Annotated in this window: 18 protein-coding genes, 3 tRNA genes and 1 pseudogene; 8 read left to right on the forward strand and 14 right to left on the reverse strand. The window is 38.7% G+C overall.

Translation table 11 applies throughout. The annotated features are described in order from the left end of the window. The first annotated feature begins 11 nt into the window (after positions 1 to 11). Positions 12 to 1,904, forward strand: coding sequence for a DUF4105 domain-containing protein (locus tag ACIF8R_RS00605; RefSeq protein ID WP_396478399.1), 1,893 nt, complete (start codon positions 12 to 14; stop codon positions 1,902 to 1,904). A gap of 70 nt (positions 1,905 to 1,974) precedes the next feature. Here ACIF8R_RS00605 and blaADC read toward each other — a convergent pair whose 3' ends face one another. The 5 genes from blaADC to trpD all read right to left on the reverse strand — a co-directional run bounded on the left by blaADC (position 1,975) and on the right by trpD (position 6,486). Then, complete coding sequence (gene blaADC, locus ACIF8R_RS00610; protein ID WP_396478401.1) at positions 1,975 to 3,126, reverse strand: ADC family extended-spectrum class C beta-lactamase; 1,152 nt, start codon at positions 3,124 to 3,126, stop codon at positions 1,975 to 1,977. Positions 3,127 to 3,283: 157 nt separating this feature from the next. Beyond that, the gene (gene folE, locus ACIF8R_RS00615; RefSeq protein WP_002118643.1) at positions 3,284 to 3,832 is read right to left on the reverse strand and encodes a GTP cyclohydrolase I FolE; all 549 of its coding nucleotides are present in this window, start codon (positions 3,830 to 3,832) and stop codon (positions 3,284 to 3,286) included. Between the two features lie 89 nt (positions 3,833 to 3,921). Next, on the reverse strand, positions 3,922 to 4,611 hold the full coding sequence (locus ACIF8R_RS00620; RefSeq protein WP_396478403.1) for a Smr/MutS family protein: 690 nt from the start codon (positions 4,609 to 4,611) through the stop codon (positions 3,922 to 3,924). Positions 4,612 to 4,620: 9 nt separating this feature from the next. Beyond that, positions 4,621 to 5,427 (reverse strand): indole-3-glycerol phosphate synthase TrpC, encoded by an 807-nt coding sequence (gene trpC, locus ACIF8R_RS00625; protein WP_396478405.1) that lies wholly within the window; start codon positions 5,425 to 5,427, stop codon positions 4,621 to 4,623. 9 nt (positions 5,428 to 5,436) lie between these two features. Then, positions 5,437 to 6,486 (reverse strand): anthranilate phosphoribosyltransferase, encoded by a 1,050-nt coding sequence (trpD, locus tag ACIF8R_RS00630; protein WP_009498528.1) that lies wholly within the window; start codon positions 6,484 to 6,486, stop codon positions 5,437 to 5,439. 357 nt (positions 6,487 to 6,843) lie between these two features. Here trpD and ACIF8R_RS00635 point away from each other — a divergent pair, with 357 nt between their 5' ends. Both ACIF8R_RS00635 and ACIF8R_RS00640 read left to right on the forward strand, forming a co-directional pair. Further along, a complete protein-coding gene (locus ACIF8R_RS00635; RefSeq protein WP_396478407.1) occupies positions 6,844 to 9,576 on the forward strand; it encodes a TonB-dependent receptor plug domain-containing protein in 2,733 nt (910 codons plus the stop codon). Positions 9,577 to 9,589: 13 nt separating this feature from the next. After that, complete coding sequence (locus ACIF8R_RS00640; protein WP_396478409.1) at positions 9,590 to 12,355, forward strand: M1 family metallopeptidase; 2,766 nt, start codon at positions 9,590 to 9,592, stop codon at positions 12,353 to 12,355. A 95-nt stretch (positions 12,356 to 12,450) separates the two neighbouring features. On the opposite strand, the gene ACIF8R_RS00645 is transcribed toward ACIF8R_RS00640, so the two are convergent. From ACIF8R_RS00645 to ACIF8R_RS00655, 3 genes and pseudogenes are all read right to left on the reverse strand, one after another. Further along, positions 12,451 to 13,035 (reverse strand): aminodeoxychorismate/anthranilate synthase component II, encoded by a 585-nt coding sequence (locus ACIF8R_RS00645; protein ID WP_086263897.1) that lies wholly within the window; start codon positions 13,033 to 13,035, stop codon positions 12,451 to 12,453. A 292-nt stretch (positions 13,036 to 13,327) separates the two neighbouring features. Next, positions 13,328 to 15,130, reverse strand: a complete 1,803-nt coding sequence (locus ACIF8R_RS00650; RefSeq protein WP_396478411.1) for an aminopeptidase P family protein — start codon at positions 15,128 to 15,130, stop codon at positions 13,328 to 13,330. Beyond that, a pseudogene (locus tag ACIF8R_RS00655) lies at positions 15,127 to 16,688 on the reverse strand (peptide MFS transporter). The gene ACIF8R_RS00650 and the pseudogene ACIF8R_RS00655 overlap by 4 nt, the downstream one beginning before the upstream one ends. Before the next feature lie 702 nt (positions 16,689 to 17,390). Between ACIF8R_RS00655 and glnA the strand changes: the two are divergent. The 5 genes from glnA to ACIF8R_RS00680 all read left to right on the forward strand — a co-directional run bounded on the left by glnA (position 17,391) and on the right by ACIF8R_RS00680 (position 22,049). Further along, positions 17,391 to 18,806, forward strand: coding sequence for a type I glutamate--ammonia ligase (gene glnA, locus ACIF8R_RS00660; RefSeq protein ID WP_171057781.1), 1,416 nt, complete (start codon positions 17,391 to 17,393; stop codon positions 18,804 to 18,806). Between the two features lie 126 nt (positions 18,807 to 18,932). Beyond that, on the forward strand, positions 18,933 to 19,442 hold the full coding sequence (locus ACIF8R_RS00665) for a chorismate--pyruvate lyase family protein (RefSeq protein WP_396478413.1): 510 nt from the start codon (positions 18,933 to 18,935) through the stop codon (positions 19,440 to 19,442). Next, a complete protein-coding gene (ubiA, locus tag ACIF8R_RS00670; protein WP_396478415.1) occupies positions 19,439 to 20,317 on the forward strand; it encodes a 4-hydroxybenzoate octaprenyltransferase in 879 nt (292 codons plus the stop codon). Before ACIF8R_RS00665 ends, ubiA begins: the two co-directional genes overlap by 4 nt. 115 nt (positions 20,318 to 20,432) lie before the next feature. Beyond that, entirely contained in the window at positions 20,433 to 21,740 is a 1,308-nt protein-coding gene (locus ACIF8R_RS00675) for an alpha/beta hydrolase family protein (RefSeq protein WP_396478417.1), read from the forward strand. Between the two features lie 102 nt (positions 21,741 to 21,842). Continuing rightward, positions 21,843 to 22,049 carry a hypothetical protein gene (locus ACIF8R_RS00680; protein WP_335864426.1) on the forward strand — a complete coding sequence of 69 codons (207 nt, stop codon included), beginning with the start codon at positions 21,843 to 21,845 and terminating at the stop codon, positions 22,047 to 22,049. 3 nt (positions 22,050 to 22,052) lie between these two features. Here ACIF8R_RS00680 and ACIF8R_RS00685 read toward each other — a convergent pair whose 3' ends face one another. The 6 genes from ACIF8R_RS00685 to ACIF8R_RS00710 form a co-directional block, all read right to left on the reverse strand. After that, the gene (locus ACIF8R_RS00685) at positions 22,053 to 22,496 is read right to left on the reverse strand and encodes a DUF2726 domain-containing protein (RefSeq protein WP_396478419.1); all 444 of its coding nucleotides are present in this window, start codon (positions 22,494 to 22,496) and stop codon (positions 22,053 to 22,055) included. Between the two features lie 56 nt (positions 22,497 to 22,552). Then, positions 22,553 to 22,628, reverse strand: a tRNA-Asn gene (locus tag ACIF8R_RS00690). Between the two features lie 181 nt (positions 22,629 to 22,809). Beyond that, a tRNA-Asn gene (locus ACIF8R_RS00695) sits at positions 22,810 to 22,885 on the reverse strand. A gap of 8 nt (positions 22,886 to 22,893) precedes the next feature. Continuing rightward, a tRNA-Asn gene (locus tag ACIF8R_RS00700) sits at positions 22,894 to 22,969 on the reverse strand. Positions 22,970 to 23,115: 146 nt separating this feature from the next. Beyond that, positions 23,116 to 23,742: a superoxide dismutase gene (locus tag ACIF8R_RS00705; protein ID WP_000208083.1), complete on the reverse strand. Its 627-nt coding sequence runs from the start codon at positions 23,740 to 23,742 to the stop codon at positions 23,116 to 23,118. A gap of 147 nt (positions 23,743 to 23,889) precedes the next feature. After that, positions 23,890 to 24,648, reverse strand: coding sequence for a Nif3-like dinuclear metal center hexameric protein (locus ACIF8R_RS00710; protein ID WP_396478421.1), 759 nt, complete (start codon positions 24,646 to 24,648; stop codon positions 23,890 to 23,892). Positions 24,649 to 24,768: the final 120 nt, after the last annotated feature.

Below are 24,768 nucleotides of genomic sequence, written 5' to 3' on the forward strand. Positions count from 1 at the left end.
GATAAAAATTGATGAGCTTAATGAAATCAGTTGTTTTAATTTTTGCCTCATTGGCAGTTAATATTGCGTATTCAGCAGAAATAAATCCATCTATTCAAAACTATTGGTCAGTTGCAGAACAAAAAAAATTAGACCAAGACATTACATGGCAAAGGCTCATGTATGCCAATAAAAACCATAACAGTGAAGTGAGTTATTCTGGTTATTTTATTGCAGAAAATGGAAAAAATCATTTAAAAGAAGAGTTAAAAGCCGATATCGCGGCATTGTTTACACCTGCACCAGATAACCAGTCAATTCGTTGTAAATTTCCAGCTCGTAGTCAGTGGCTTATAAAGCAATTAGGCATTCAAGAAAATGAATTGCCGCAAGTAAAATGCCCAGAGTTTGAAAACTGGATTGGCCAAATTAAGCCTTATAAAGCGACCTTAATTTACGCGACAGATTTTATGGGCAATCCGAGCTCCATGTTCGGGCATACCTTATTGCGCCTAGACCCTAAAGATCAACAGCAGTTAAACCTTGTTTCTTACGCCGTAAACTACGCAGCAACTGTAGCAGGTAACGACAACTGGTCATATGCATGGAAAGGTTTAACAGGGCAGTATCCGGGTGAATATTCACTTATGCCTTATTATCGTAAGGTAAAAGAATATGGTGATTTCGAGAGCCGTGATTTATGGGAATATGAGTTAAAACTATCCCCTGAAGAAACCCGTTTTTTAGTGAGTCACATTTGGGAAATGCAGCATGTGAGCTTCCCTTATTACTTTGTGAGTGACAACTGTGCTTATCGGTTATTAGGATTAGTTGATTTAGTTAAACCTGAGTCTAATCTCCAAGAAAAGTTTAATTATGCTTCTATTCCAATGGAAACCATTAAAGCGATGCATCAACGAGGGCTAACTAAAGCACCTGTGTATCGACCCGCTTTAGAAACTCAATTATTGGCCCAAGCTCATCAGCATGGCGCGTCTTTAGCTAAAGTTGCTCATAAAGTAGCAATGACGCCAACCAAGCAGTCTTCTGAAATACTTAAGTCATATAGTCAGCCAGATCAGGCCAAAATTCTTGAGATGGCTTACGATGATTTATATTTGCAATTTATTAGTCGTAAAGTTGAAGAAAGCGTTGCTCAACCACAGTTACGGCAGCTTTTGGCTTTAAGAAGTCAGATTGATTTAGATAAACAGCGTCAAGAACCGAAACGGCCATCGACTGAGCCAACCCAAGGCCATAATGCACGTAATGTTTCGCTAAAACTGGGTGAAGTGCAGGGTGATCAGTTTATCGAAATTGGACATAGACAGGCTTACCATGACTTGATTGATCCACAAGGGGGGTATAGAGCTGGTACTCAATTGCTCTTTTTAAATGGTAGTGCGCAGTGGCGTAACGATCACTTAAAGCTAGAGCATCTTGATGTTCTGGAAGTGAACTCTTACAACCCGATTCAACCCTTTAAAACACCGCTTACTTGGGGATTTAACTTAGGTTGGCGTCAAGAAGCAGTCCATGACGGCGTTTATAGTGATGAAAAACAGCACGGTGTAGCAAGTTTTAATACCCAAGTCGGCTACAGTGTTGCAGACTATGAGCGTAAACATGTGTGCTATGGTCAAGTTCAAGCTTATGTTCAAGCGGGTTCAAATTTAGATAAAGGCTGGCGTGTGGGAATGGGCCCAACTTTAGGCTGTATGAACCAATGGTTTGAAAAGTTTAACTCAGTGGTACAAGTTGAACTGCCATATTGGGAAGACCAAAACCAATGGAACTTACGCTTAAATACACAGTGGCAATATGCCATTAATAGCAACAATGCTATTCGTCTTAATTGGGATTATGAAAAACAAAATCATCTGGACTGGATGAAATCCAGCTTAGGATATGTCTGGTTCTTTTAAATAGTATGTCTATAAAAAAGAGAGAAGTAGATGAAGTCTATTTCTCTCTTTTTGTTTTAAGAAAAGACAATTATTTCTTTATTGCATTCAACACGGCATACGCTGCCTTAATGCGTTCTTCGTTTGGAATGCGTTTATTGGTTAACATGACTAAGCCAATATTTTCTTTAGGGATAAATACGACATATGTTCCAAAACCGTTGGTTGAACCTGTTTTATGGTACATCTTAACTGAAGGTTCTTTTGAAATAGCACTCACTTTATTAGGTTTCATCACGATTTGTTCTGAATTACTGTCTAATAAAGTTTGTAACGTTGCAGGATAAGAAAACTCTTCCCAACCAAGTGCCTGATACATGGTGCCCACTTGATAGAAACCTTTGTGAGTTTCATTAATTGCGCTTTGAATATCTGCCGGATATTGCTGCGGGTTCAGGTTGGCATGAATAAAACTTAGCATATCTGGTAGCGTCGATTTAACCCCATATGCTGGAGCATCGAGTGGACCGGGGTTAACGCGAATCGGCTGATTTTCTGGGTTGTAGCCAAATGCATAGTTTTGTATTTGGGTTTTAGGCACATTGACATAGCTATGTTTTAAGCCAAGGTCTGGAAAAATTGTCTTTTCTAAGAACTGACTAAAAGGCTGATTCATCGATAGGCCTACAATTTTTCCAAATAAACCAATGCTTGGATTTGAATATTGTCGATATTCACCGATTGAGTTCTTAGGCTTCCAGTCTTTGAAAAAAGTTAAAACTTGTTGATCTGTTTGTACTTCATCTGGAAATTGAAGGGCAAGGTTACCACTGGTATAGGTGGCAAGTTGAAGTAGGTTAACTTGGTCAATTGGCGTATTTTTGAGTTCTTTCCAGTATTTACTTGGTGTGTCTTCAAAAGAGATTTTTCCTTTATTTTTGGCATAGGCACCTGCGGTTGCAGTAAATAATTTACTGACAGAACCTAGCTCAAAAATGGTATTGCTGTTTACGACTTTTTTATCTTGAACGGACTGCAAACCATAATACATTTCATATTTTTTATTATTTTGAATAACACCTACCGCCATACCCGGCACATTATATTTTTCTAATAAGGGTTTAAAGTTTTGATCTACCAGTTGTTTAATTTCCTGATCTTTAGAGGTATTACCTGCATAAATTGAGGTATTAAGAATAAAAAGAGAAGGTAAAAGTAAGCAAGAAATTTTTTTAAATCGCATGATTAACTCATAAATTATTTAAAAATAAAGATGCGTACTTTTATAACAAAAATCACCTAATTTAATTGTTATGTTTTATAGAGTTGGGTTGAACTTTATAAAGTTAGCCTATAAAAAAGCCCAACATTGTCGGGCTTTTTGTGCATTAACAACCAGATTAGTAGCTTTCTGGTACAGCACTTAAGAATTCACGGCGTGCTTCTTTATCGGTTTTAAAATCTCCGACAAATGAAACTGTACGGGTGGTAGATTCCTGTTTACCTACACCACGCATCATCATACACATATGTGCTGAATCGATGACTACAGCAACGCCACGAGCGCCAGTCACTTCAGCAACAGCTTCAGCGATTTGCTGAGTTAGGTTTTCCTGAATTTGCAAACGGCGAGCAAACATCTCGGTAATACGTGCAAATTTAGATAAGCCAAGAACTTTGCCTTCTGGTAAATAGGCAACATGAACACGGCCATAGAATGGGAGAAGATGGTGTTCGCAGAGCGAATAAAATTCAATATTCTTCACCAATACCATTTCATGGTTATCTGATGGGAAAACAGCATTATTGGTGACTTCTTCTAAAGTTTTACTATAGCCAGAAGTTAAATATGAAAAAGCTTTAGCCGCACGCACAGGCGTATCTTTAAGGCCGGGACGATCAAGATCTTCACCGACGGCAGTCAGAATATTTGCGTACGATTGCTGCATAGACATAAGAATGTTCACTTACACTGGTTGAACAAAACGGCATTCTACCAGAAAACTATCAAAAGACTGAATTCTGTAGAAAAAGCCGATTATTGTTTGTACTTGGGATTTTTTTCTGCTCGTTTAAGCAGAACGAGAACAGCGCCGGTGCCACCTTGATTTTCAGGGGCACTTACAAATGCCAAAACATCGCGATGTTGGCGTAGCCATCCATTTACATAGGTTTTTAAAACAGCTTCAGGGCCTTTACCATGCACAATTTTAATGACATTTTGATTTTCATCTTTTGCCATCTGGATGATTTGTAAAACTGCTTCACGTGCTTGTTCAATGGTACAGCCGTGTAAATCCACTGCTTCAAACCAGCGCATTTTACCAGCTTTTAAGTCTTCAAAAACTTTATGCTGAAGGGTGGCTATGCGATAGCTTAAAGTGGCTTGGCTTGCGACCGGATTTAATGCTGCTTGAGTATCTGATAACTCGGCATGTTCAGTATCACGTCCGCCTTCAGCGGCTGCGCGTTTTGCTAGTGTTTGTGCATCGACTTTTTTAGCACGAGGTGGTTTTACATCAGCCACATTACTATTGTTGATGCGTTTAACACCTGCAACAGCCTGTTGAAACAGGTGTGTATCTTCCAATTCTTCAGTCTCAACCTGAGATTTTTTAGTCTCAGGCTGATTTGCGATTTTGCTTGAATGAGGATTGGAGATTTGCTTTTTAAATTGCTTCAATAACTTTTGTTGCTCTTTAGAAAGCGATGAATCTTTATTACTCATATATCTTCATTAAACCGTTTGAGGTTGTCCAAAAAGGTCAGTAAAAGCTTGATCTGGACGTGGTTGTTTCATAAAACTCTCGCCAACCAAGAAGCTGTGAATATCATGTTCTTGCATCATACGCACATCATCTGGTGTCGCAATACCGCTTTCAGTAATTAATAAACGTGAAGATGGAAGTAACTTTTTCAAACGGATAGATGTATTTAAATCTACATCAAACGTTTTTAAATTACGGTTATTCACGCCTAATAAACATTGTTCAGAAAGCTTTAATGCACGTTCCATTTCTTCTTCGTCATGAACTTCAACCAATACATCAAGTTGATGTTCAAACGCAGTTTTAGACATTTCTTCGAGTTGCTGGTCAGACAAACAAGCAACAATTAATAAAATGCAGTCCGCATGCAAAGCACGGGCTTCAACTACATTATATGGATCGATCAGAAAGTCTTTACGTAAAGCAGGTAGGGCACAATGATTGCGAGCAATGGCAATATTTTCATCTGCACCCTGAAAGAAATCAACATCAGTCAGTACCGATAAACATGCTGCTCCAGCTTGTTCATATTGCTGGGCAATTTCGGCAGGATTAAAGTCTGCGCGAATAATTCCTTTTGATGGAGATGCTTTTTTAATTTCAGCAATCACACCTGGACGCTTATGCTGCAAAGCATTGGCAAAGCCACGCACTGGAGTCGCAGCTTTTGCAAGCTCTTCTACATCTTGCAAATTACGTTGTTTTAAACGTGCAGCAAGTTCCTCATGTTTACGGTCAACAATTTTACCTAAAATGGTATTTTGAATATTAATCATGAGAAGTCCTTAATCTGCCTGAGATTGTTTTAATGTTTTGGTAAATTCAGCCAAAACACTCATTTTTTCTAATGCTTGCCCGCCGTAAATAATATCTTGCGCGAATGTAACAGCCTGAGCATAAGTCTTGGTAATGCCTGCTACATAAATACCTGCGCCTGCATTAAGCGCAATCATGTTTGCAGCTTTTTCGCCAATGTCAGATTTATTTTTACTTAAAGCATCTTTAATGAGCTTTAGACTTGCCGATGCATCAGCAACCACTAAACCATTTAACGTTTGTGACTCAATTCCGACATCTTCAGGGTTAAGTGTCCACTCAGTAACTTCGCCATCTTTGAGTTCGGCAACAGTGGTAGGTGCTGCAAGACTAATTTCATCAAGACCATCTCTTGAATGAACAACCATCACATGTTCGGCACCAAGTTGTTTCATTACTTCGGCAATTGGGCGACATAGTTCATCTGAAAACACACCAATCACAAAGCGTTTTACCCCAGCTGGGTTGGTCAGTGGGCCAAGTAAATTAAAAATACTACGAATACCAAGTTCACGACGTGGGCCAGCAGCGTATTTCATGGCTTTGTGGTGGTTTGGTGCAAACAAGAAACCTACACCCATTTCACGGATGCAGCGTTCGGTTTGTTGCATATCTAAATCAAGGTGAATACCCGCTTGTTCAAGTAGGTCTGATGAACCTGATTTACTTGAAACGCCACGGTTACCATGTTTTGCAATGGTCGCACCTGCTGCTGCAATCACAAAGCTAGACGCTGTAGACACATTAAATAAATTTTGTCCATCACCGCCAGTTCCCACAATATCAACTAAATGTTTGATATCACTCACATCAATTTTAATCGCAAATTCACGCATGACACGTGCGGCTGCCGTCATTTCGTCAATGCTTTCACCTTTCATGCGTAGGCCCATCATTAAAGCACCAATTTGTGCTTCGGTTGCCTCACCTTGCATGATGCTGCGCATAATTTCTTCCATTTGAGGCTGAGTCAAATGAATGTTCTTGGTAATGTGGTTGAGCGCCTGTTGGATATTCATAGTCATGATTTACAGCATTAATGATTAAAATTTTTAGGTGAAGTTGATCAAGAGTGGGAGGTTCGGCCTATTGCGTTCCATGTTTCACTAGCTACGGGGAGCTATGTTAGCAGAAAATAACCAAAGATTTTTGCTGTTCGATAAGAGAATTAGAAATTTTGCTCAGTGAAGGTTTTGAATCTATTCATAAACAAAATTTATTTATTGAAAAAGGTTTTAGTTTGTTGTGAGTTTTTATGATAAATAATTAACCATTTGGTATATATTAAACATAAATATATCTAGAAAAAATGTGTATAAATCAACCAAATAAAAGTGGATATAGTAGGGCGATCTTTATTTTGTCTATCAATAAATATGTATTTAAATAACTTGAAATATCTAGGGACGTTAAAAAATAAGCGCTCATTTATTTTTGTATTTGTTGCACTGTTTCATCCATTAGAAAGCTATGCGCAAGAAGCTGTAGAGCAACCACAAAACCAAGCTAAACCAGATAAAGTAGTTCGTGTTGCTGTGACAGGATCTCGGATTTCAAAAGCACAAAAAGATGGCCCGACCAGTGTGACCGTCATTACCGCAGCCGATATTGAAAAACAAGGTTTTAGTAATGCATTTGATGCACTCAATAACCTGACGCAGAACACGGGTTTTGTACAAGGCGCCGATTATGGAAATACTTTTACACCTGCGGCTAATGCTATTAGTTTACGGGGCTTGGGACCGAATCATACTTTAACTTTGATTAATGGACATCGGGTTGCAGACTATCCTGTACCGTACGATGGGTCTGTCAATTTCGTGAATTTAGCCAATATTCCCACTGCCATTATTGACCGTATTGAAATATTAAATGGTGGTGCCTCTGCAATTTATGGTTCAGATGCAATTGCAGGCGTGGTGAATATTATTCTGAAAAAGAAAACAGACGGCACACAATTTAATATCAAGGCAGGCGGAACCAAAGAAGGCGGTGAAAATTTACGTTTACAACTGAGTGGTAGTAAAACTTTAGACAAGCTTAGTCTCGTCTATGGGATTGAACTCAGCGGCCGTGAACCGATATGGGCAGCCGATCGAGATTTTATGTCGAGCCGAACTCGTTTAGGAGAAAAACCAGACACTATTGTGGGTCGTAAAAATGCTGATACTGGTAAATATCTTTCAATTGGTGGGTGTCAGGCCTTTAATGGTTTATTTAACGGATCAGTCAATAATATTGGACAAGCAGGTGCAGACAATTGTGCCAGTGGTTTGGCTCGACCAACTTATTGGACTGTTCAAACTCAAAATCGCAGTCAAAATGGTTATCTCGGTTTAGATTATGAGTTAAATGATAAAACTCAATTATTTGCCGATTTTTTAATTGGGGCAAATCAAATTGAAAACAATACCCGTAGTCCGATATGGACTTCTCTTGGCGCATCAAGTGGTTATTTCCTAAATCAAGATTCGGGAAATTATGAAATTTGGAATCGCCGCTTTGCACCTGAAGAATTAGGCGGAGTAGAACGAATAAATAAAAAATGGAAAGAACTTTCTTCGAACTTAAACTTCGGAATTCGAGGGGATATTGGAGAAACGAGCTGGAGTTATGAAGCAGCCTATAATGGTTCCATCTATACCAGTCAGCTACGCCGCCAAGGCTTATTACGTTCGAATGTTGATGAGTACTTCTTAGGTCAGCAACTTGGTACAGATGCAGATGGTATTCCTATTTATTCACCTCATTTAGATCGTTTAAGTCGACCACTAACAGCCAGTGAATTTGAAAGTATTTCGGGCACAACAAAAGAAAAAGATAAGTCGTGGGCGCAAAGTTTAACCTTAAGCGCAAATGGTGATGTGTTTAAGTTACCTGCAGGAACGGCCAAACTTGCGGCTGTGGCCGAAATTGGGCGTCAAGGCTTTTCGATTAAGCCAGATCAGGCAGTTGAAAATGGTGAGTTTTATAATACAAGTTCTAGTGGAGAATATAGTGGTACTCGTACACGCCAAGCACTTGGTGCAGAATTATTCTTGCCTTTAGCGAAACCATTAAATTTAACGCTGTCTGGACGTTATGACCGTTATGCTTTGTCAGATAACAGTATTGATAAGTTAACTTTCGGTTCGGGTCTCGAGTTTAGACCACATCCGACTTTATTGGTGCGCGGTAACTACGCGACTAGCTTTCGTGCACCAGATATGAACTATCTGTTCTTAAATAAGCAAAAAGGTTATTTCGCAAGTACGACCGATTATTTACGTTGTAGCCAAACGGGACAACCTTTAGATAAATGTAGCTTTAAAGATTACGCACCTGGGGCGAACTACACTTTAACCGGAAACAAAGAGCTGAAACCTGAAGAGGGTAAATCTTATGGTGCAGGGTTTGTTTGGTCGCCAACCAATAAATTTGATATCAGCATCGATTACTGGGATATTAAAATTGATAATCTTGTGACCAACTTAAGTGCGGACAAAATTCTACGTTTGGAAGCAGATTGCCGTTTAGGCAACCAAGATATTAACTCTGCAGCCTGTGTTGATGCATTAGCACGTGTAGAGCGTAACCCTGCAAATGCAGTTGTCGATCCAAATGTGATTAAAAATATTAATATCGTTCCGATTAATGCTGCATCAGACCATACCCGCGGGGTTGATTTCACTAGCAGATGGCGCTGGAAAACAGACAGCTTTGGTAACTTTCTCTGGACGATCAATTATAGCCGTGTACTAGAACATGAATATCAACAATCAAAAGATGGCGAGAAAGATGACTACTTAAAAGATTTAAGTATTCCTGATTGGCGTGACCGTTTTAATACCAGTCTTAGCTGGAGCTTTGGTGATTGGGCGTCAACAGTATTAGTTAATCGTTATGGCAAAATTCCAAACGGCGACCAAACTGCCTATTTAAGCCCAACGTATTTAGTGAACTGGAGCGGTACTTATCAAATCTCTCCAAAAGCTTCTGCTTCAATCATTATTAATAATTTGTTTGACAAAGTGAAACGAGATGACACAGGCGGTTGGCCGTATTATCCGGTAGGATCATATTCACCATTTGGCCGTCAAGGTTGGTTGGAGTTTAACTATAAATTCTAAGAATGATGTATGGATGCAGCGAAGTGGTACAGCATTTGCTGCATCTTTTTATTTAAAACTACAGAGGATAAAACCCCTTATGCTGGTCAAGCCTTCATTTAAAAAAAGATTGCTACTTACAACATTATTATCTTTATCGGCGACACAGATTTTTGCATCGAATAACAGTGAACAAATCCCGATTGGTAAATTACCTGAATGGGTTGTACCAGAATCTTATGATTTAGATTTTAAGATTGATCCCGCACAAAAAGGCTATACCGGTAAAACCACTATTCATTTAAAGCTGGCTCAAGCCACAGATCACATCTGGATTCATGGTAAATCTTTGACGGTGAAAGATGTGAATATCATATCGGCTGAGGGTGCTAAAACCAAAGCAAAATATGAGCAAGCCTCTGAGGTAGATGGGGTAAGTAAAATTAAATTTGCCAAGACCTTGCCAGCAGGCCAGTATCAACTCGTTCTAGATTTTAATGCGGCGTATGACCAGCAACTTGACGGTATTTATAAAATCGAGTTTGAGGGTAAACCTTATGTTATGACACAAATGGAAGCAATTAGTGCACGCCAGTCATTTCCGTCATTTGATGAGCCACGTTTTAAAACGCCGTTTAATATTCGTTTGACGATTCCAAGCAAATATTCAGCGTTTGCCAATACCCAACAAACATCCGAGCAAGCAGAGAAGTCGGGTTGGAAAACCCTCAGTTTTGCACAAACTAAACCATTACCAACGTATTTACTTGCACTGGCTGTTGGACCGTGGCAATTACAAAAAGGGCCTGATATTGGAGTAACTTCATGGCGTAAGCAGCCGATCCAATTACGTGGTATTGCGCCTGATGCTAAAGCTGAAAAAATGCAGCATGCTTTATCTGAAACGCCAACCATTTTAAAAACTTTAGAAGATTATTTTGCCTTTGGTTATCCATTTGACAAGCTCGATTTACTGGCAGCACCAGACTTCGCCGCTGGTGCAATGGAAAACCCAGGGCTAATTACTTTCAGAGACTATCTAATGTTGTTGGATAAGGACTCGCCAGTCTCTTTTGTACAGAATTCATTTAACGTCAATGCACATGAGCTCGCGCATCAATGGTTCGGTGATGTCGTCACGATGCCGTGGTGGGATGATTTGTGGCTCAATGAATCTTTTGCTACATGGATGCAAAGCAAAATCACTCAAAAATTACATCCCGAATTTAATGCTGACCTAGAACGTATTACAGACACCGCAGATGCGATGAAAAGTGACAGCTTGGTAAGTGTGCGTCGTATTCGTCAGCCTATTTTAAGCAATGCTGATATTCAAACGGCTTTTGATGGCATCACTTACCAAAAAGGTGCGGCTGTTTTAAATATGTTTGAGAGCTATTTAGGCGAAGAAAAATTCAAACAAGGGGTACGCAATTATATTAATAAGCACCAATATGGTAATGCGACAGCCAATGATTTAATTAGTGCTTTAGCAGAGCAGTCTGAGCAAAGTGAGCGCTTTGCCAAAGCGATGAAAAGTTTCCTTGATCAACCAGGTGTACCTTTACTGAATACTTCACTACAGCAAGAAGGCAATAAAGTCTTTTTAAATGTGAAGCAAACTCGTTATTTACCTGTGGGCTCAAAAGGTGATGCAAGAAGCCTCTGGGGCGTACCGTTATGTGTACGTTATGAAGTTCCAAATGCAGCCAGTAAGGTCCAGTGTGAGCTGGTAGACCAAGCAGAAGCTAAGATTGAACTCAAAGGTGCTAGCCTTGGCAGTTGGTATATTCCAAATGCAGATGCGGCAGGGTATTACCAATTTAGTTTGCCTCAAAAAGAGTTTACTCGTCTAACTGCCGCTACAGAGAAACTTTCTAACAGTGAACAGTTGGCCTATGCCTATGCAATTTCAGCTGCTTTTAACCATGGTGATATTAATTTATTGGCTGTCGTAGATGCTGCGAAGAAATTTGCCAATTCGAATAGCCGACAAATTAGTACAGCGTTGTTTTCCCAGTTAAGTACGATTCATCGTCATGTATTGAAAACAGAAGCTGAACGTGAACATTTTAGAAAAGTTTTGGCCAATTTATATTTACCTAAATTAAATCAGTTGGGTTATGTCAGCAAAACAGGTGAATCAGCTGAAGACAGTTTATGGCGTAGTGAGTTGGTTAAGTTTCTTGCTTTAGATATTCAAGTTCCTGAAGTTCGTACACAACTTTTAAAACAGTCAGATGCACTATTTGCTCAAAAGCAGCTTAACTTTGCGCAGGTAACCCCTGAATTATTACCAACTATTTTAGCTGTACGTGTACAAGAAAAAGGCCAGCCTGCTTTTGATCGTTTATCTGGAGAGTTACAACGCGTGACTCAACCAACCCAACGTCTTGCAATTCTTACGGCACTAGGTTCAGCAAATCAAGAAGCAACACGCCAACAAGCACGACAGTTGATTCTAAACCCGCGTGTTAAAGTTGGTGAAGTTCGTACTGTGGTCAACTCAATCAATAATTATGGAGATGAACAAGGTGGTCTATGGTCTTGGTTTAAAGTAAATCATGATGCCGTGTTTGATCGTTTAGGTAAATCTTCGGCTGGGCGTTTTCCTGCAATGTTCAGTGGGGCAGCATGTACCCAACAACAGGCAGTCCAGTTAAATGACTTTTTTGCACCACGAACTAAAGAGTTGGTTGGGGTAGAAAGAGGATTGAAACAAACCAAAGAACGTATTCAACTCTGCGAATCTTTGGTAGCAAAACAGGATGGATCAATTGTGCAACAGTTACAGTTGTAATTGATTCAGTCATAAAAAAAGCCAACTGATCGTAGTTGGCTTTTTTATTCAGGTTCTTATCAAATTACTTTTAAAACAATCTATTTACAGCTGGCTTATGCGTAGATATCTAAAAAGTTTTTAAAGATTTGATGGCCATGCTGACTCAAAATTGATTCAGGATGGAACTGCACGCCTTCAACAGGAAGTATCTTATGTTTAACGCCCATAATTTCTTCCATTGAACCATCTGCTTCATTGGTCCAGCATGTTACTTCAAGACAGTCAGGTAGCGTTTCCTGATCAATCACCAAAGAGTGATAACGAGTTGCCGAGAATGGGCTAGGCAGGTTACTGAAAATACCTTTATTGCTGTGGTACATATCAGATAAACGTCCGTGCATCACCGTTTTGGCTCTTACAATTTTTCCGCCAAAAGCTTGCCCGATACTTTGATGTCCCAAACATACGCCAAGCAAAGGTATTTTTCCGGCAAAGTGATTAATTGCAGGAATTGAAATACCAGCTTCGCTTGGAGAGCAAGGGCCAGGACCAATCACGAGATATTTAGGTTGCCATCGTTCAATATCCTCTAATGTGACTTGATCATTGCGAACAACTTTTACTTCCTGATTCAACTCGCCAAAATACTGGACGATGTTGTAGGTAAAAGAGTCGTAATTGTCGATCATTAGAAGCATGATGAACTTAACCTCATGATAATTAAAATATATTTAATGAGTGATTAGAATATTACTCACATTCATACTCACTGTTTAGAAAAGACTTTTTAGGTTTAAAAAATAAGAAGCCGCTTTCTAATGGGCTAATATAGCAAAAAAAGAAGTAACCAGTTTAACTATTTCATTCGTTAGAAATTTGATGAAAAAAGCTTTGGGAATGGGTGCTTTTTAAAATTATAAATAAGTACAAATAAGGCAGAATAAGCTTCTATTGGAAATAAAAATTATTCTGCCTTAATCAAAAAGAAGATTAAATTTTACGTGTGTTATAAATCAGCCAATCTAAAACATCGTCAGACAAGTGTTCAGCGAGTCTTTCTTGAACAGTTTGGTGGTAACCATTTAACCAGTCTTTCTCTTCATTCGTTAGCATGTCAACCACAATACAATCTAAATGAATTGGGCAAAGGGTCAGCGTTTCAAACTCTAAAAATTCACCGTAAGTTTTTTCAAATCCAGAGTGAAGTTTGTTTGCCACCAGATTTTCAATGCGAATACCGTATTGTCCTTCATGGTACAGACCCGGCTCGTTAGAAATAATCATTCCTTCACGCAACTTGCTATAGGCATGTATAGGAGCGTAATAAGAAAGTACTTGCGGACCTTCATGAACATTAAGCGCAAAGCCTACGCCGTGTCCTGTTCCATGGCGATAATCTAAACCATGTTGCCATAAAGTATTGCGACAAATTGAATCGAGTAGAGGAGCAGCTAAACCTTCTGGATAAATCATTTTTGCCAAAGCTATGTGACATTTTAAAACCAAGGTGTAGTCACGTTTTTGTTGTTCTGTTGGCGTGCCTACAGGAACAACACGAGTAATATCGGTTGTTCCATCTACATATTGTCCACCTGAGTCAATCAGTAATAGGCCATCGCCTTCAAGGAATGAGTAATGTTCTTCAGTTGCACGGTAATGGGGTAGAGCACCATTCGCGTTAAAGCCAGCAATCGTTGAAAAACTTGGGCCTATAAAACCCTCTTGCTGAGCACGGAAAGCTGTAATTTTCTCATCAATAGTCAGTTCTGAAATGCTTTCACCATGATGAAGTGCTTTTTCTAACCAGTGAAAAAAGTGACAAAGTGCGACACCATCTTTAAGCATGGCATGACGGATATGAGCTATTTCACTTTCATGTTTACGCGATTTTAAAAGTGTACTCGGGTTGATGTCATATACAACCCGAATATCTTTTGCGATAGCTTGTTCATGAAAAATCGATACTTTGGCTGAATCTAAAAGTACTGAAGCATCAGAAATATTCGCTAAAAACTGAGCGGAATCTTCGTAGTTACGAATCTCAATACCATCAGCTTTGAAAGCCTGTTGAATGGTTGAATCAACTTTGTTGCTATCAACAAATAAAACAGCCTGTTGAGTACTGATATATAAATGCGAAAGGAATACAGGGTTGTATTCTACATCTTGTCCACGTGCATTTAAGACCCATGCAATATCATCTAAAGATGAAATGAAATGTCCTTCAATCGCCTTAGTTTTTAACGTTTCGCGAATTGTTTGTATTTTCTCTTTACGAGATAGGGCATTTAACCCTTCAGGCATTAAATGAATCTGCTCTAAAGGAAGTTCAGGACGGTTTAACCAGATTGAACCAATTAAATCTTGCTGTGTTTCAAGTTTAAAGCCACGTTGTTTTGCCGTATTTTCCAAAGCTTTAAACTGCTGGATTGAAAGCGTTTGTCCATTTACTGAAATGACCGAACCAGTTGATAAATTTTTCTCAATCCACGCGAGATGTGTTGAAGACTCATCACTGGTCAGTTTTTGTAATTGAAAGCCAGTTCCAACAAGTTGTTGTTCAGCTTGTACCCAATAGCGGCCATCAGCCCAGAGTCCTGCAAAGTTTTTGGTCACGACTAGAGTGCCAACAGAGCCACTAAAACCGCTTAACCACTGCCTTGCTTTCCAATAGTCTGGTAAATATTCAGACATATGGGGGTCTGCACTCATGACAACCAAAGCATCAACGTGTTGATTGGTCATGAGTTCACGAAGTTTTGCTAGTTTTTCTGGAACAGTTAAGTCGTTCATATGGTTTCCAAATCAGGTTGAACTTTGTTGGTGCTTTTGCCCATTAATTTATTCATTGGTTTCTTTAATAAAAATAACACGATTGCGCCAATAACCAAGGCCAATACACAGCGCATAAATAGGCTAGGTAAATGATTAATACCATCTGCCGATACATGTCCGCCAATTAAACCTGCCATGAGGTTGCCTAAAGCTGAACCAGTGAACCATAAACCCATAATTTGACTGCGTATAACATCAGGTGCAAGCTTGGTCATGGTTGATAAGCCAATCGGGCTTAAGCAAAGTTCACCTATGGTAAGAAAAAATAAAGTACCGACTAACCAAAATGGTGAAACTACTCCGCCATGAATAGCAAAATGACTGGCTAAAGTCATAAGAAAAAAGCCACCTGCTGCGAATAACAACGCAATAATAAATTTGCTGATATAGCTTGGGTCTTTATTTACTTTACCTAGTTTAGCCCATAGCCAAGCTGCTACTGGAGCAAAGATAATAATAAAAAGAGCATTGATTGATTCAAACCATACAGTTGGAATCTCAAATCCGAAAACAATACGGTCCGTATAATCTTGCGCAAATAAAGTAAAAGTTGTGGGTTTTTGTTCGAAAGCTGACCAGAATAAAGCGGATGCTGCTAATAAAACGAAGCAAATAACGATTTTAAATTTTTCATGTTGCTCTAAATTCAGGAAAAGTAGTAAGTATGCAAAATAAGCAATAATCCCAATGCTAATTCCTACAGTTAAGTAGGTTGCAACAACGACTGGGTTGATGTGAATAATCCCAAAGAAAGTTAATCCAATAACCACTGCAACAGCGAATAAAAAGCTAAAGACAATTTTAGGTGCATTTTTATTTTCTACGACAGGTTTGCTACAGCTGTTGGCTTCTTGTCGCAATTCATTGAAAATTTGGAGCTGTGGGACAGCCAAAAAGCGGAAAATTAATAAAGCAATGAGCATCCCAATGCCACCAATACCAAAGCCTAAGTGCCAGCCATAATCGCGAGCTAATAGACCTGTAATGAGCGGGGCAATAAACGAGCCCGTATTAATTCCCATATAAAAAATGGAGAATCCGGCATCTCGTCTACTATCTTGAGCTTTGTATAAAGTTCCTACAATGACTGAAATACATGTTTTAAATAACCCAGTACCTAAAACAATCAGAACTAGACCGAAATAAAAAAAGAATTGATCAAAAATGGTGGTGAGGGCAATTGATAAGTGACCTAAAGCAATAATAATTGAACCGTACCAGACAGCGCGCGCCTGACCTAACCAGTTATCTGCAATCCATCCACCAAAGACGGTCATTAAATACATGGAGCCTGCAAATAATCCCACAATGGCGGCGGCAGTTGGTCGATCAAGTGCTAGCCCACCGTCATTCACCATAGCAACCATATAAAGAACGAGTAAGGGTCGAATTCCATAATAAGAAAATCTTTCCCAAAGTTCTGTAAAAAATAAAGTTTTTAGAGGTTTTGGATGACCGAAAAATGCTTTATCGGACTGTTCAAGTTCATACTTCATTATTCAAATCCTTGAATGATTTTATGTTTTTTTATAAACATAACTTTTAGTTTATCTATTTATAACCAAAATTTATGTTTTTATTTTTTAGTTATTTTTAACAATAAAAGCAAATTTACCTTGTATAAAAACAGTGAATGAAAAAGAACATGAATAGTGGAGTTTGTTATTAGATAAATCACAGTAAGGTGCGTTCATTTGATAAATCAAAGTCCTGTTAAAAGCGAAATGATTTATAAGAATTCATAAAAATGAAAAGTGTTTGGTAGATTGTGGATAAGCAATAAAGAACTTTTCAAACTTGCTTAGCCAAGAAACGAGAGTCTTTTAAGAAGCGTAAAAAGGGCGAGATCTGTAGCTTTAAGAGATGTAAATATTTTTGTGTAATCTCATAACAATCTCAACATTATATATAAGAAAGTATTATGATCAGGAACGACTGTTAGAAATTGATGCAGCGAATTATATCAGTGCAACAATTTTGCACTAAATTAGGGCAATAATGAGCTGTTTAAATATGCCATAATTTGAAAATGTGTGAATATGGTGCATTTGCACAAGCAAACAGTATAATGGGTTCAAGACAAGGGGCCTAAATCATGAATACTTATAAGTAATTCAATGTTTTAGGTAAGTCTTATAAAGTTGGTATGAGAATTGCTTAATAAATACCAGCAACTAACACGCACTTAACAAGTGCAACAAAATTTCATTGGAGCAAAATGAGCATGGCGAACAAGGTCCTTCAACTCATACAAGAAAGTGGCGCAAAATGGGTCGATTTTCGCTTTACTGATACTAAGGGTAAAGAACAGCACGTAACTTACCCAGCTGATTCTATTGATGAAGATACTTTTGAAGACGGTAAAATGTTTGATGGTTCTTCAATCGCTGGTTGGAAAGGTATTGAAGCATCTGACATGATCTTACGTCCAGATGCGGAAACTGGTTTCATCGACCCGTTCTTTGCTGAACCAACTGTAGTTGTGACTTGTGACGTTATTGAACCTTCAACTGGTCAAGGTTATGAGCGTGACCCACGTTCGATTGCTCGCCGTGCAGAAGAATACTTAAAATCTACAGGTATCGGTGATACTGCATTCTTCGGTCCAGAACCAGAATTCTTTGTATTTGACGAAGTGAAGTGGGACATCGATATGTCTGGCGCTCGTCATACATTAATCGCTGAAGAAGCTGCTTGGTCTACTGGTAACAGCTATGAGTCTGGTAACTCTGGTCACCGTCCACGTGTTAAAGGCGGTTACTTCCCAGTTCCTCCAGTTGATTCTTCACAAGATATGCGTGCAGAAATGTGTGCAAAAATCGAAGATATCATGGGCCCAGGTCGTGTAGAAGTACATCACCACGAAGTTGCTTCTTGCCAGTTAGAAATTGGTGTGAGCTTCAACACTCTTGTTCGTAAAGCTGACGAAGTTCAACAGTTCAAATATGCTGTTTGGAACGTTGCACATCAATATGCAAAAACAGCTACGTTTATGCCTAAACCAATGGTAGGTGATAACGGTTCTGGTATGCACGTTCACATGTCTATCTCTAAAGATGGCAAGAACTTGTTTGCTGGTGATGAATATGCTGGCCTTTCAGAAATGGCGTTGTACTTCATCGGTGGTATCATCAAGCACGCTCGTGCATTGAATGCAATCACAAACCCATCTACAAACTCATACAAGCGTTTGGTTCCTCACTTCGAAGCACCAATTATGCTTGCTTACTCAGCGCGTAACCGTTCTGCGTCTATCCGTATTCCATACGTTTCTAGCCCTAAAGGTAAGCGTATCGAAGCTCGTTTCCCAGACCCAATGATGAACCCGTACTTAGGTTTCGCTGCATTGTTAATGGCTGGTATCGACGGTATCCAAAATAAGATCCATCCGGGCGAAGCTGCTGACAAGAACTTGTATGATCTTCCTCCAGAAGAAGAAGCAAAAATCCCAACAGTTGCTCATAGCTTAGATATGGCTCTTGAAGCACTTCAAGCAGATCACGAATTCTTGTTAAAAGGCGGCGTGTTCACTAAAGAAATGCTTGATGCATACATCGAACTTAAAACTGAAGATGTACGTCGTCTTAACACGACTACTCACCCAGTTGAATTCGATATGTACTACAGCTTGTAATACGTATTTCTTAAAAAAGCCTGCTTATGCAGGCTTTTTTTATTGCTTGGAATGTTGATTGAATTCTCTACGTTTTTTATCAAAAATTTGGGGTAAACTAGGTGCGAGTTTTCATGTGAGCAGATTATGCGTAAACGACAACCAGTACTTAAACAGGAACAAGTTTTAAATCCTGCATTGAAAACATGGTTGTATGCGTCTGGTTCTCTGACCCAACAATTGACTGAACTTGGTGGTGGACAGTTCAGCGTAAAGCCTTTTAAAGAACACTTTCAACGTTTAACTTTTGCAGACAGTCAATGGATGAGTATGCCTCATACCCACACTTCATGGGTGAGGGAAACCTATTTATATGGCTGTGAAATAGAGCCATGGGTTAAAGCAAAAAGTATTTTTCCAATTCAAAGTTTACAAAAAAAAGCCCGTATATTTCAGCATATTGGTTCTAAACCGATAGGGCGTTTTTTATTTCAAAGAACAACACCTCTGTGTGACCGCCGTGTTATTCGCTTACCAGAAGGCTGGACGCGGCAAAGTTGCTATACTTGGCATGGATGTAAATTTATTGTTCAAGAAACATTCTTACCGGCTTTTGAAGCTTTTTTATATCAGCAGCACGACAAGGAATTACTATGACGACTGCAACAGGCATAACATGGCGTCAGCGTTTAGAAGCTTATTATTATCTATGTCGATTTGATAAGCCAATTGGTACTGAACTGGTGTTCTGGCCAACCATGTGGGCGCTTTGGGTTGCATCAAAAGGAATACCTGATTTAGGTGTTTTATTCGTCATGATTTTAGGCGTCATTTTTATGCGCGCTGCGGGATGTGCGATTAATGATTTTGCAGACCGTAAAGTAGATGGTCATGTTGAGCGTACTAAAACGCGTCCACTTGCAACCGGAATTATTCGTGCAAGAGAAGCGGTGTATGTGTTCTTGGTACTCGTTTTAGCAAGCGCATGTCTTTTGTTCTTTTTACCTATAGAAACTTTCTACTGGTCATTTGGAGCATTATTTTTAGCGTTTATTTATCCATTTATGAAACGCTATACCAACTTACCGCAAGTATTTTTAGGCGCAGCATTTTCATGGTCTATTCCTATGGCTTTTACCGCTGTAGGTAAAACTCCAGATTTGACTTGTTGGTTGCTCTATTTTGGTAATTTGGCTTGGACAGTGGCTTATGACACTCAATATGCAATTACCGATCGTGAATATGATTTAAAAATTGGTGTGAAATCTACAGCTATTCTTTTTGGGCGATATGACATCCAAATTATTGCACTTTTACAAGCAATCAGTCTTGTTTTGATAGGAACGGCATTATATTTAGAAAATATCTTATTTCCATGGGCGATCATTGCTTTAATTGTTGTGGCATTCGATTTTATATATCAAACAATTAAAACCAAAGACCGCAACCCTCAGGTTTGTTTCTGGGCATTTCGTCACAATCGCTGGGTTGGATTAATCATTTTTCTAGGAATATTTTTAAATTTCATATAGTAAAAATGACCGTGAGGTTGAAAAGTGTTCTATGCAGAGCACTTTTTTTATGTCTTAATATTTGTGCATAAGAAATATGCGGAATAAATAACACATAACATAAAAAGGATATTGTATGAAACGGTCAAACATTGCTTTAGCTATAACATTAACAGCTTCAACTTTTTTTCTTGCAGCCTGTGATGACAATGATGATGACTATACTGGTGTAAACCCTGATAAAACTTATATTTCAGAAAAAAACTATTCTCAGGACAGTTTAAGTGGCGCTGCATCTATCAAAGTGATGACCTATAACATGGAGAATGTACAAGGGAAAACAGCTCAAGCAACGGCACTTGTCATGTTCCCTAAAATTGCTCAACCTAAAGATGGTTATCGGGTCGTGGTATGGGAACATGGAACAGTAGGTGTAGGAGATGGTTGTGCACCAAGTAATAATATAATTAATCCACGTTTCAAAATTTTAGCAGATACTCTATTGGCAGCTGGCTATGTTGTGATTGCACCAGACTATGAGGGTTTAGGTACGCGAGGAATGCATCCATACCTTAATTTGGGAAGTGAAGCTAAATCTGCAATTGCAGCAGTGAAGGCCGCAAAAGATCATTATGGTAATCAGCTAAACGGTGCGTGGATGTCGATTGGACAGTCTCAAGGTGGGCATGCTTCACTAGGTACTGCAGAGTTTGCAAATAACGACACCAACTATAAAGGTGCAGTTGCAACAGCACCAGCTTCTAGCCTTGGCTATATTATTTCTACAGTTGCACCACAAGCAATCCAAGATATTCTTAAAAAAGAGCAAGCTGGTACAGCACCTATTGGTACGGCTGTAGAAGTTTATGCTGAGCTACTTGCATATGCTGCATATACTACGGTAGGTATTACTGCTTATGAGCCTAAATTTAATTATCGTGAAATTTTCCAACAACGTTCACAAAGTATAGCTGAGTTCGCAGAAGGCACCACCGGCGAGAATGGTATGTGCTTAACCGATTTACATAATAAATTTGCGGCTGATATTCGTGATTATCTTGCGACTAATGCAGGTAAAATAGTTACAGATTATCCGGGTTTAGCGGGTAATTTCCAAGAAAACCCAACTGTGAAAAAATTCTTGGTAGATAACCAACCTGCTACTAAAAAAATTAATTCACCAGTCATGATTGTTCAGGGTACTGCTGATATGGCTGTACCATATCCAGTCACAGATGCCTTGCAAAATGGTCTTAAAAAAATGGGAACTGACGTGACGTTTGTGCCTGTTCTAGGGGCTGCTCATACTCAAGCGATTGTATGTAGAAATGCTGAAATTTATCAATTTGTACAATCTAAGATGCCAGCTAAAACCAATATTGTGCTCGATCCATCGGTAATAGATGCAAGTAAGAATTTTGAATGTACTGGTGTAGCACAATAAGTGTGTATTTAAAATATTCAAATTAAAAGGGTCCAAAAGTGGGCCCTTTTTGTTATATTGTTACATATCTTAAAATTGATGATGTTAGAGTTTAAAACACTTATGAGCCAGCAACCTGTTGAAAAAAAGTCTGTTCCTTGGTTATTAATGGGATTGGGTTTGCTTATTCCTTTTTTGATTATTGGAATACTTTTCTTTGCTGCAAAGAGTGATGCTGAGAATAAAAAGCAATATGAGCAGCAACGTTTAGAAATGGAAAAAAGAATAGCTGAAAAACAAGCTACAAATTCTGAAAATAGACAACAGTAGCTTTTAATGAATATCTCTTTGTAATTGGCGTACGCTAGGAATGCTTGTATATCGTTTTACGATATAACCTGCTTCGGTAAGCATTTGATCACGCATACGGTCTTCTTCTGCTTTCTCAAGATGAGAGGGGTCATCTAATTCAATAATGGCTATTACTTCCATGTTTTCATCAAGCAAAACAAAATCAGTGACTTTACGGTTGAACTGACTACGAATTTTATAATCATTACTGGTAATTAACGCGCTAAAGGCCACTTGAGCTAAAACATGGTAACTTGGGAAACTCTGTTTTAAACGTATAAACATCTGAGTTTCAAAATTAGTAATGACAGGACGGGCAAAGAATTTTTGTTTTGGAAATAAATAGGGACGTAAACAAACAACAAGAAAAATGCAGGTGCTTAAGCAACCTAAAATAATAAAAAATAAATGACTCGATTCGAACATGGGATAACATCATACAAATAAAAACCCACTCGTAATGAGTGGGTTTTTAAGAATCTTGGCTCTCCCACCTGGGCTCGAACCAGGGACCTGCGGATTAACAGTCCGTCGCTCTACCGACTGAGCTATGGGAGAATCTGGAAAAGGATTTTAGGCAGGAAAGGGGGCTAGGTCAAGGGTTAATAAGAGAATTAAAGAGAATATCTAACTGATTGGCTTAAAAATACTCGAAACATTGATTTTATTCAAAATAATAGAAAATTATTAAATGATTAGAAAAGAAAAAGCCCGCAATAGATGCGGGCTTTTAGAATCTTGGCTCTCCCACCTGGGCTCGAACCAGGGACCTGCGGATTAACAGTCCGTCGCTCTACCGACTGAGCTATGGGAGATTAGTAGATGGCTCTCCAACCTGGGCTCGAACCAGGGACCTGCGGATTAACAGTCCGTCGCTCTACCGACTGAGCTATTGGAGAATCTGATGCGCATTTTATGGATGAAATCTAAAAGCGTCAATAAGAATATTAAAGAAAATGAATCGTTTGCTTGATTAATATGCTTTTGTTGTACTAAAAATAAAAAAACCACCCTAAAGAGGGTGGTTTTTTATAAAGAAATAAACTTATTTCTCTACACCAGCTGGTTGACCTGCAAGTTTTGCATTTGCATAGTCCCAGTTCACAAGGCTTTCTAAGAAAGTTGCGATGTATTTAGGACGTAAGTTACGGAAATCGATGTAGTAAGCATGTTCCCATACGTCAATTGTTAATACAGCAATTTGACCATGTGCAAGTGGAGTGTCTGCATTAGAAGTTTTAGTAATAGAAAGTTTACCGTTTACTTCATCAGCAACTAACCAAGCCCAACCTGAACCGAATTGAGTTGTTGCAGCAGCAGTAAATTCTTCTGCAAATTTTTCGTAGCTACCAAAAGCTTCGTCAATTTTAGCAGCGATTGCACCAGTAGGCTTACCACCACCGTTTGGCTTCATGCTGTTCCAGTAGAATGTGTGGTTCCAAACTTGAGCAGCGTTGTTGAAAATACCAGCTTTAGATGCATCACCAGCAGTTGCTTTAATGATTTCTTCTAAAGTTTTACCTTCAAGGTCAGTACCTTTGATTAAGTTGTTTAAGTTAACAACATAGGTATTGTGGTGTTTGTCGTGATGGTATTCTAAAGTTTCTTTACTGATATGTGGCGCTAAATCATCATAGCCATATGGAAGTGCAGGTAAAGTAATGGTTGTCATGTTCCTATTCCTTGCATTTGCTGGGTTATACAATATTAAGTGGCTCTATTGTAAATGATTCTGTTCACAATAGGGCATCGTTTTAAAGAACTATACACAATAAAGATCTAATTAATACGCATAACACAGATTGAAAAAAAGACTTAATTAAATCGGATTATTCAATTCAAAATATTCACTTTCAACAGAGAACTGTTTTGAAATAGCTTGTGCCAAACGTTGAACACCATAACGTTCGGTTGCATGGTGGCCACAGGCAAAATAATGAACACCTAATTCTTTTGCTTCATAAAAAGTTCGTTCACTGACTTCGCCTGAAATGTAAGCATCGCAGTTTTGCAAAGCAGCTTTAGCAATAAAATCTTGAGCGCCCCCTGTACAGAAGCCTACTTTTTGGATGCTTTGTTTTTCAGCTGGTAAGTGAATCACCTTAAAATCAAAACTGTTTTGCAGTTTTGCTTTAAATTCATCTACAGAAAGCGCTTGTTCTAAATAACCAATATTACCAATCGGATGTTTCTCAGTTAGATCAAGTGGTACTAAATTTTGTAAGTTTAGTTTTTCTGCAATAGCGATATTATTGCCTAAACTTGGATGTGCATCTAAAGGTAGATGGTAAGCCACTAATGAAATATTATTTTGAATAAGTTTTTTAATGCGATTGCCTCGCATACCAGTGATTGGATACGGTTCGCCCTTCCAAAAATAACCGTGGTGTACGAGTAATAAGTCTGCATTTTGAGCAATCGCTGCATCAATTGCATCTTCAGAAGCAGTAACTGCACAAAGAATACGTTTTACTTCAGTTGAACCTTCAATTTGCAGGCCATTTGGTGCGTAATCTTTAAACTCTGCTGCTTTTAAGGTTTGGTCGCACCACTGAATAATTTCATGCAAATTCGCCATGATATTTCCTGAATTGAGTAGTAAATAATTGCTAAAGCTATAGAAACATATTTTGTTGTGTAACTAAAGCTAGACAAATCTTTTTTGACTTTTTTATGTATATCGACATATTTAATTTAA

The sequence above is a fragment of the Acinetobacter sp. ABJ_C4_1 genome (genome assembly GCF_044538495.1).
Lineage (GTDB): Bacteria > Pseudomonadota > Gammaproteobacteria > Pseudomonadales > Moraxellaceae > Acinetobacter > Acinetobacter nosocomialis_A.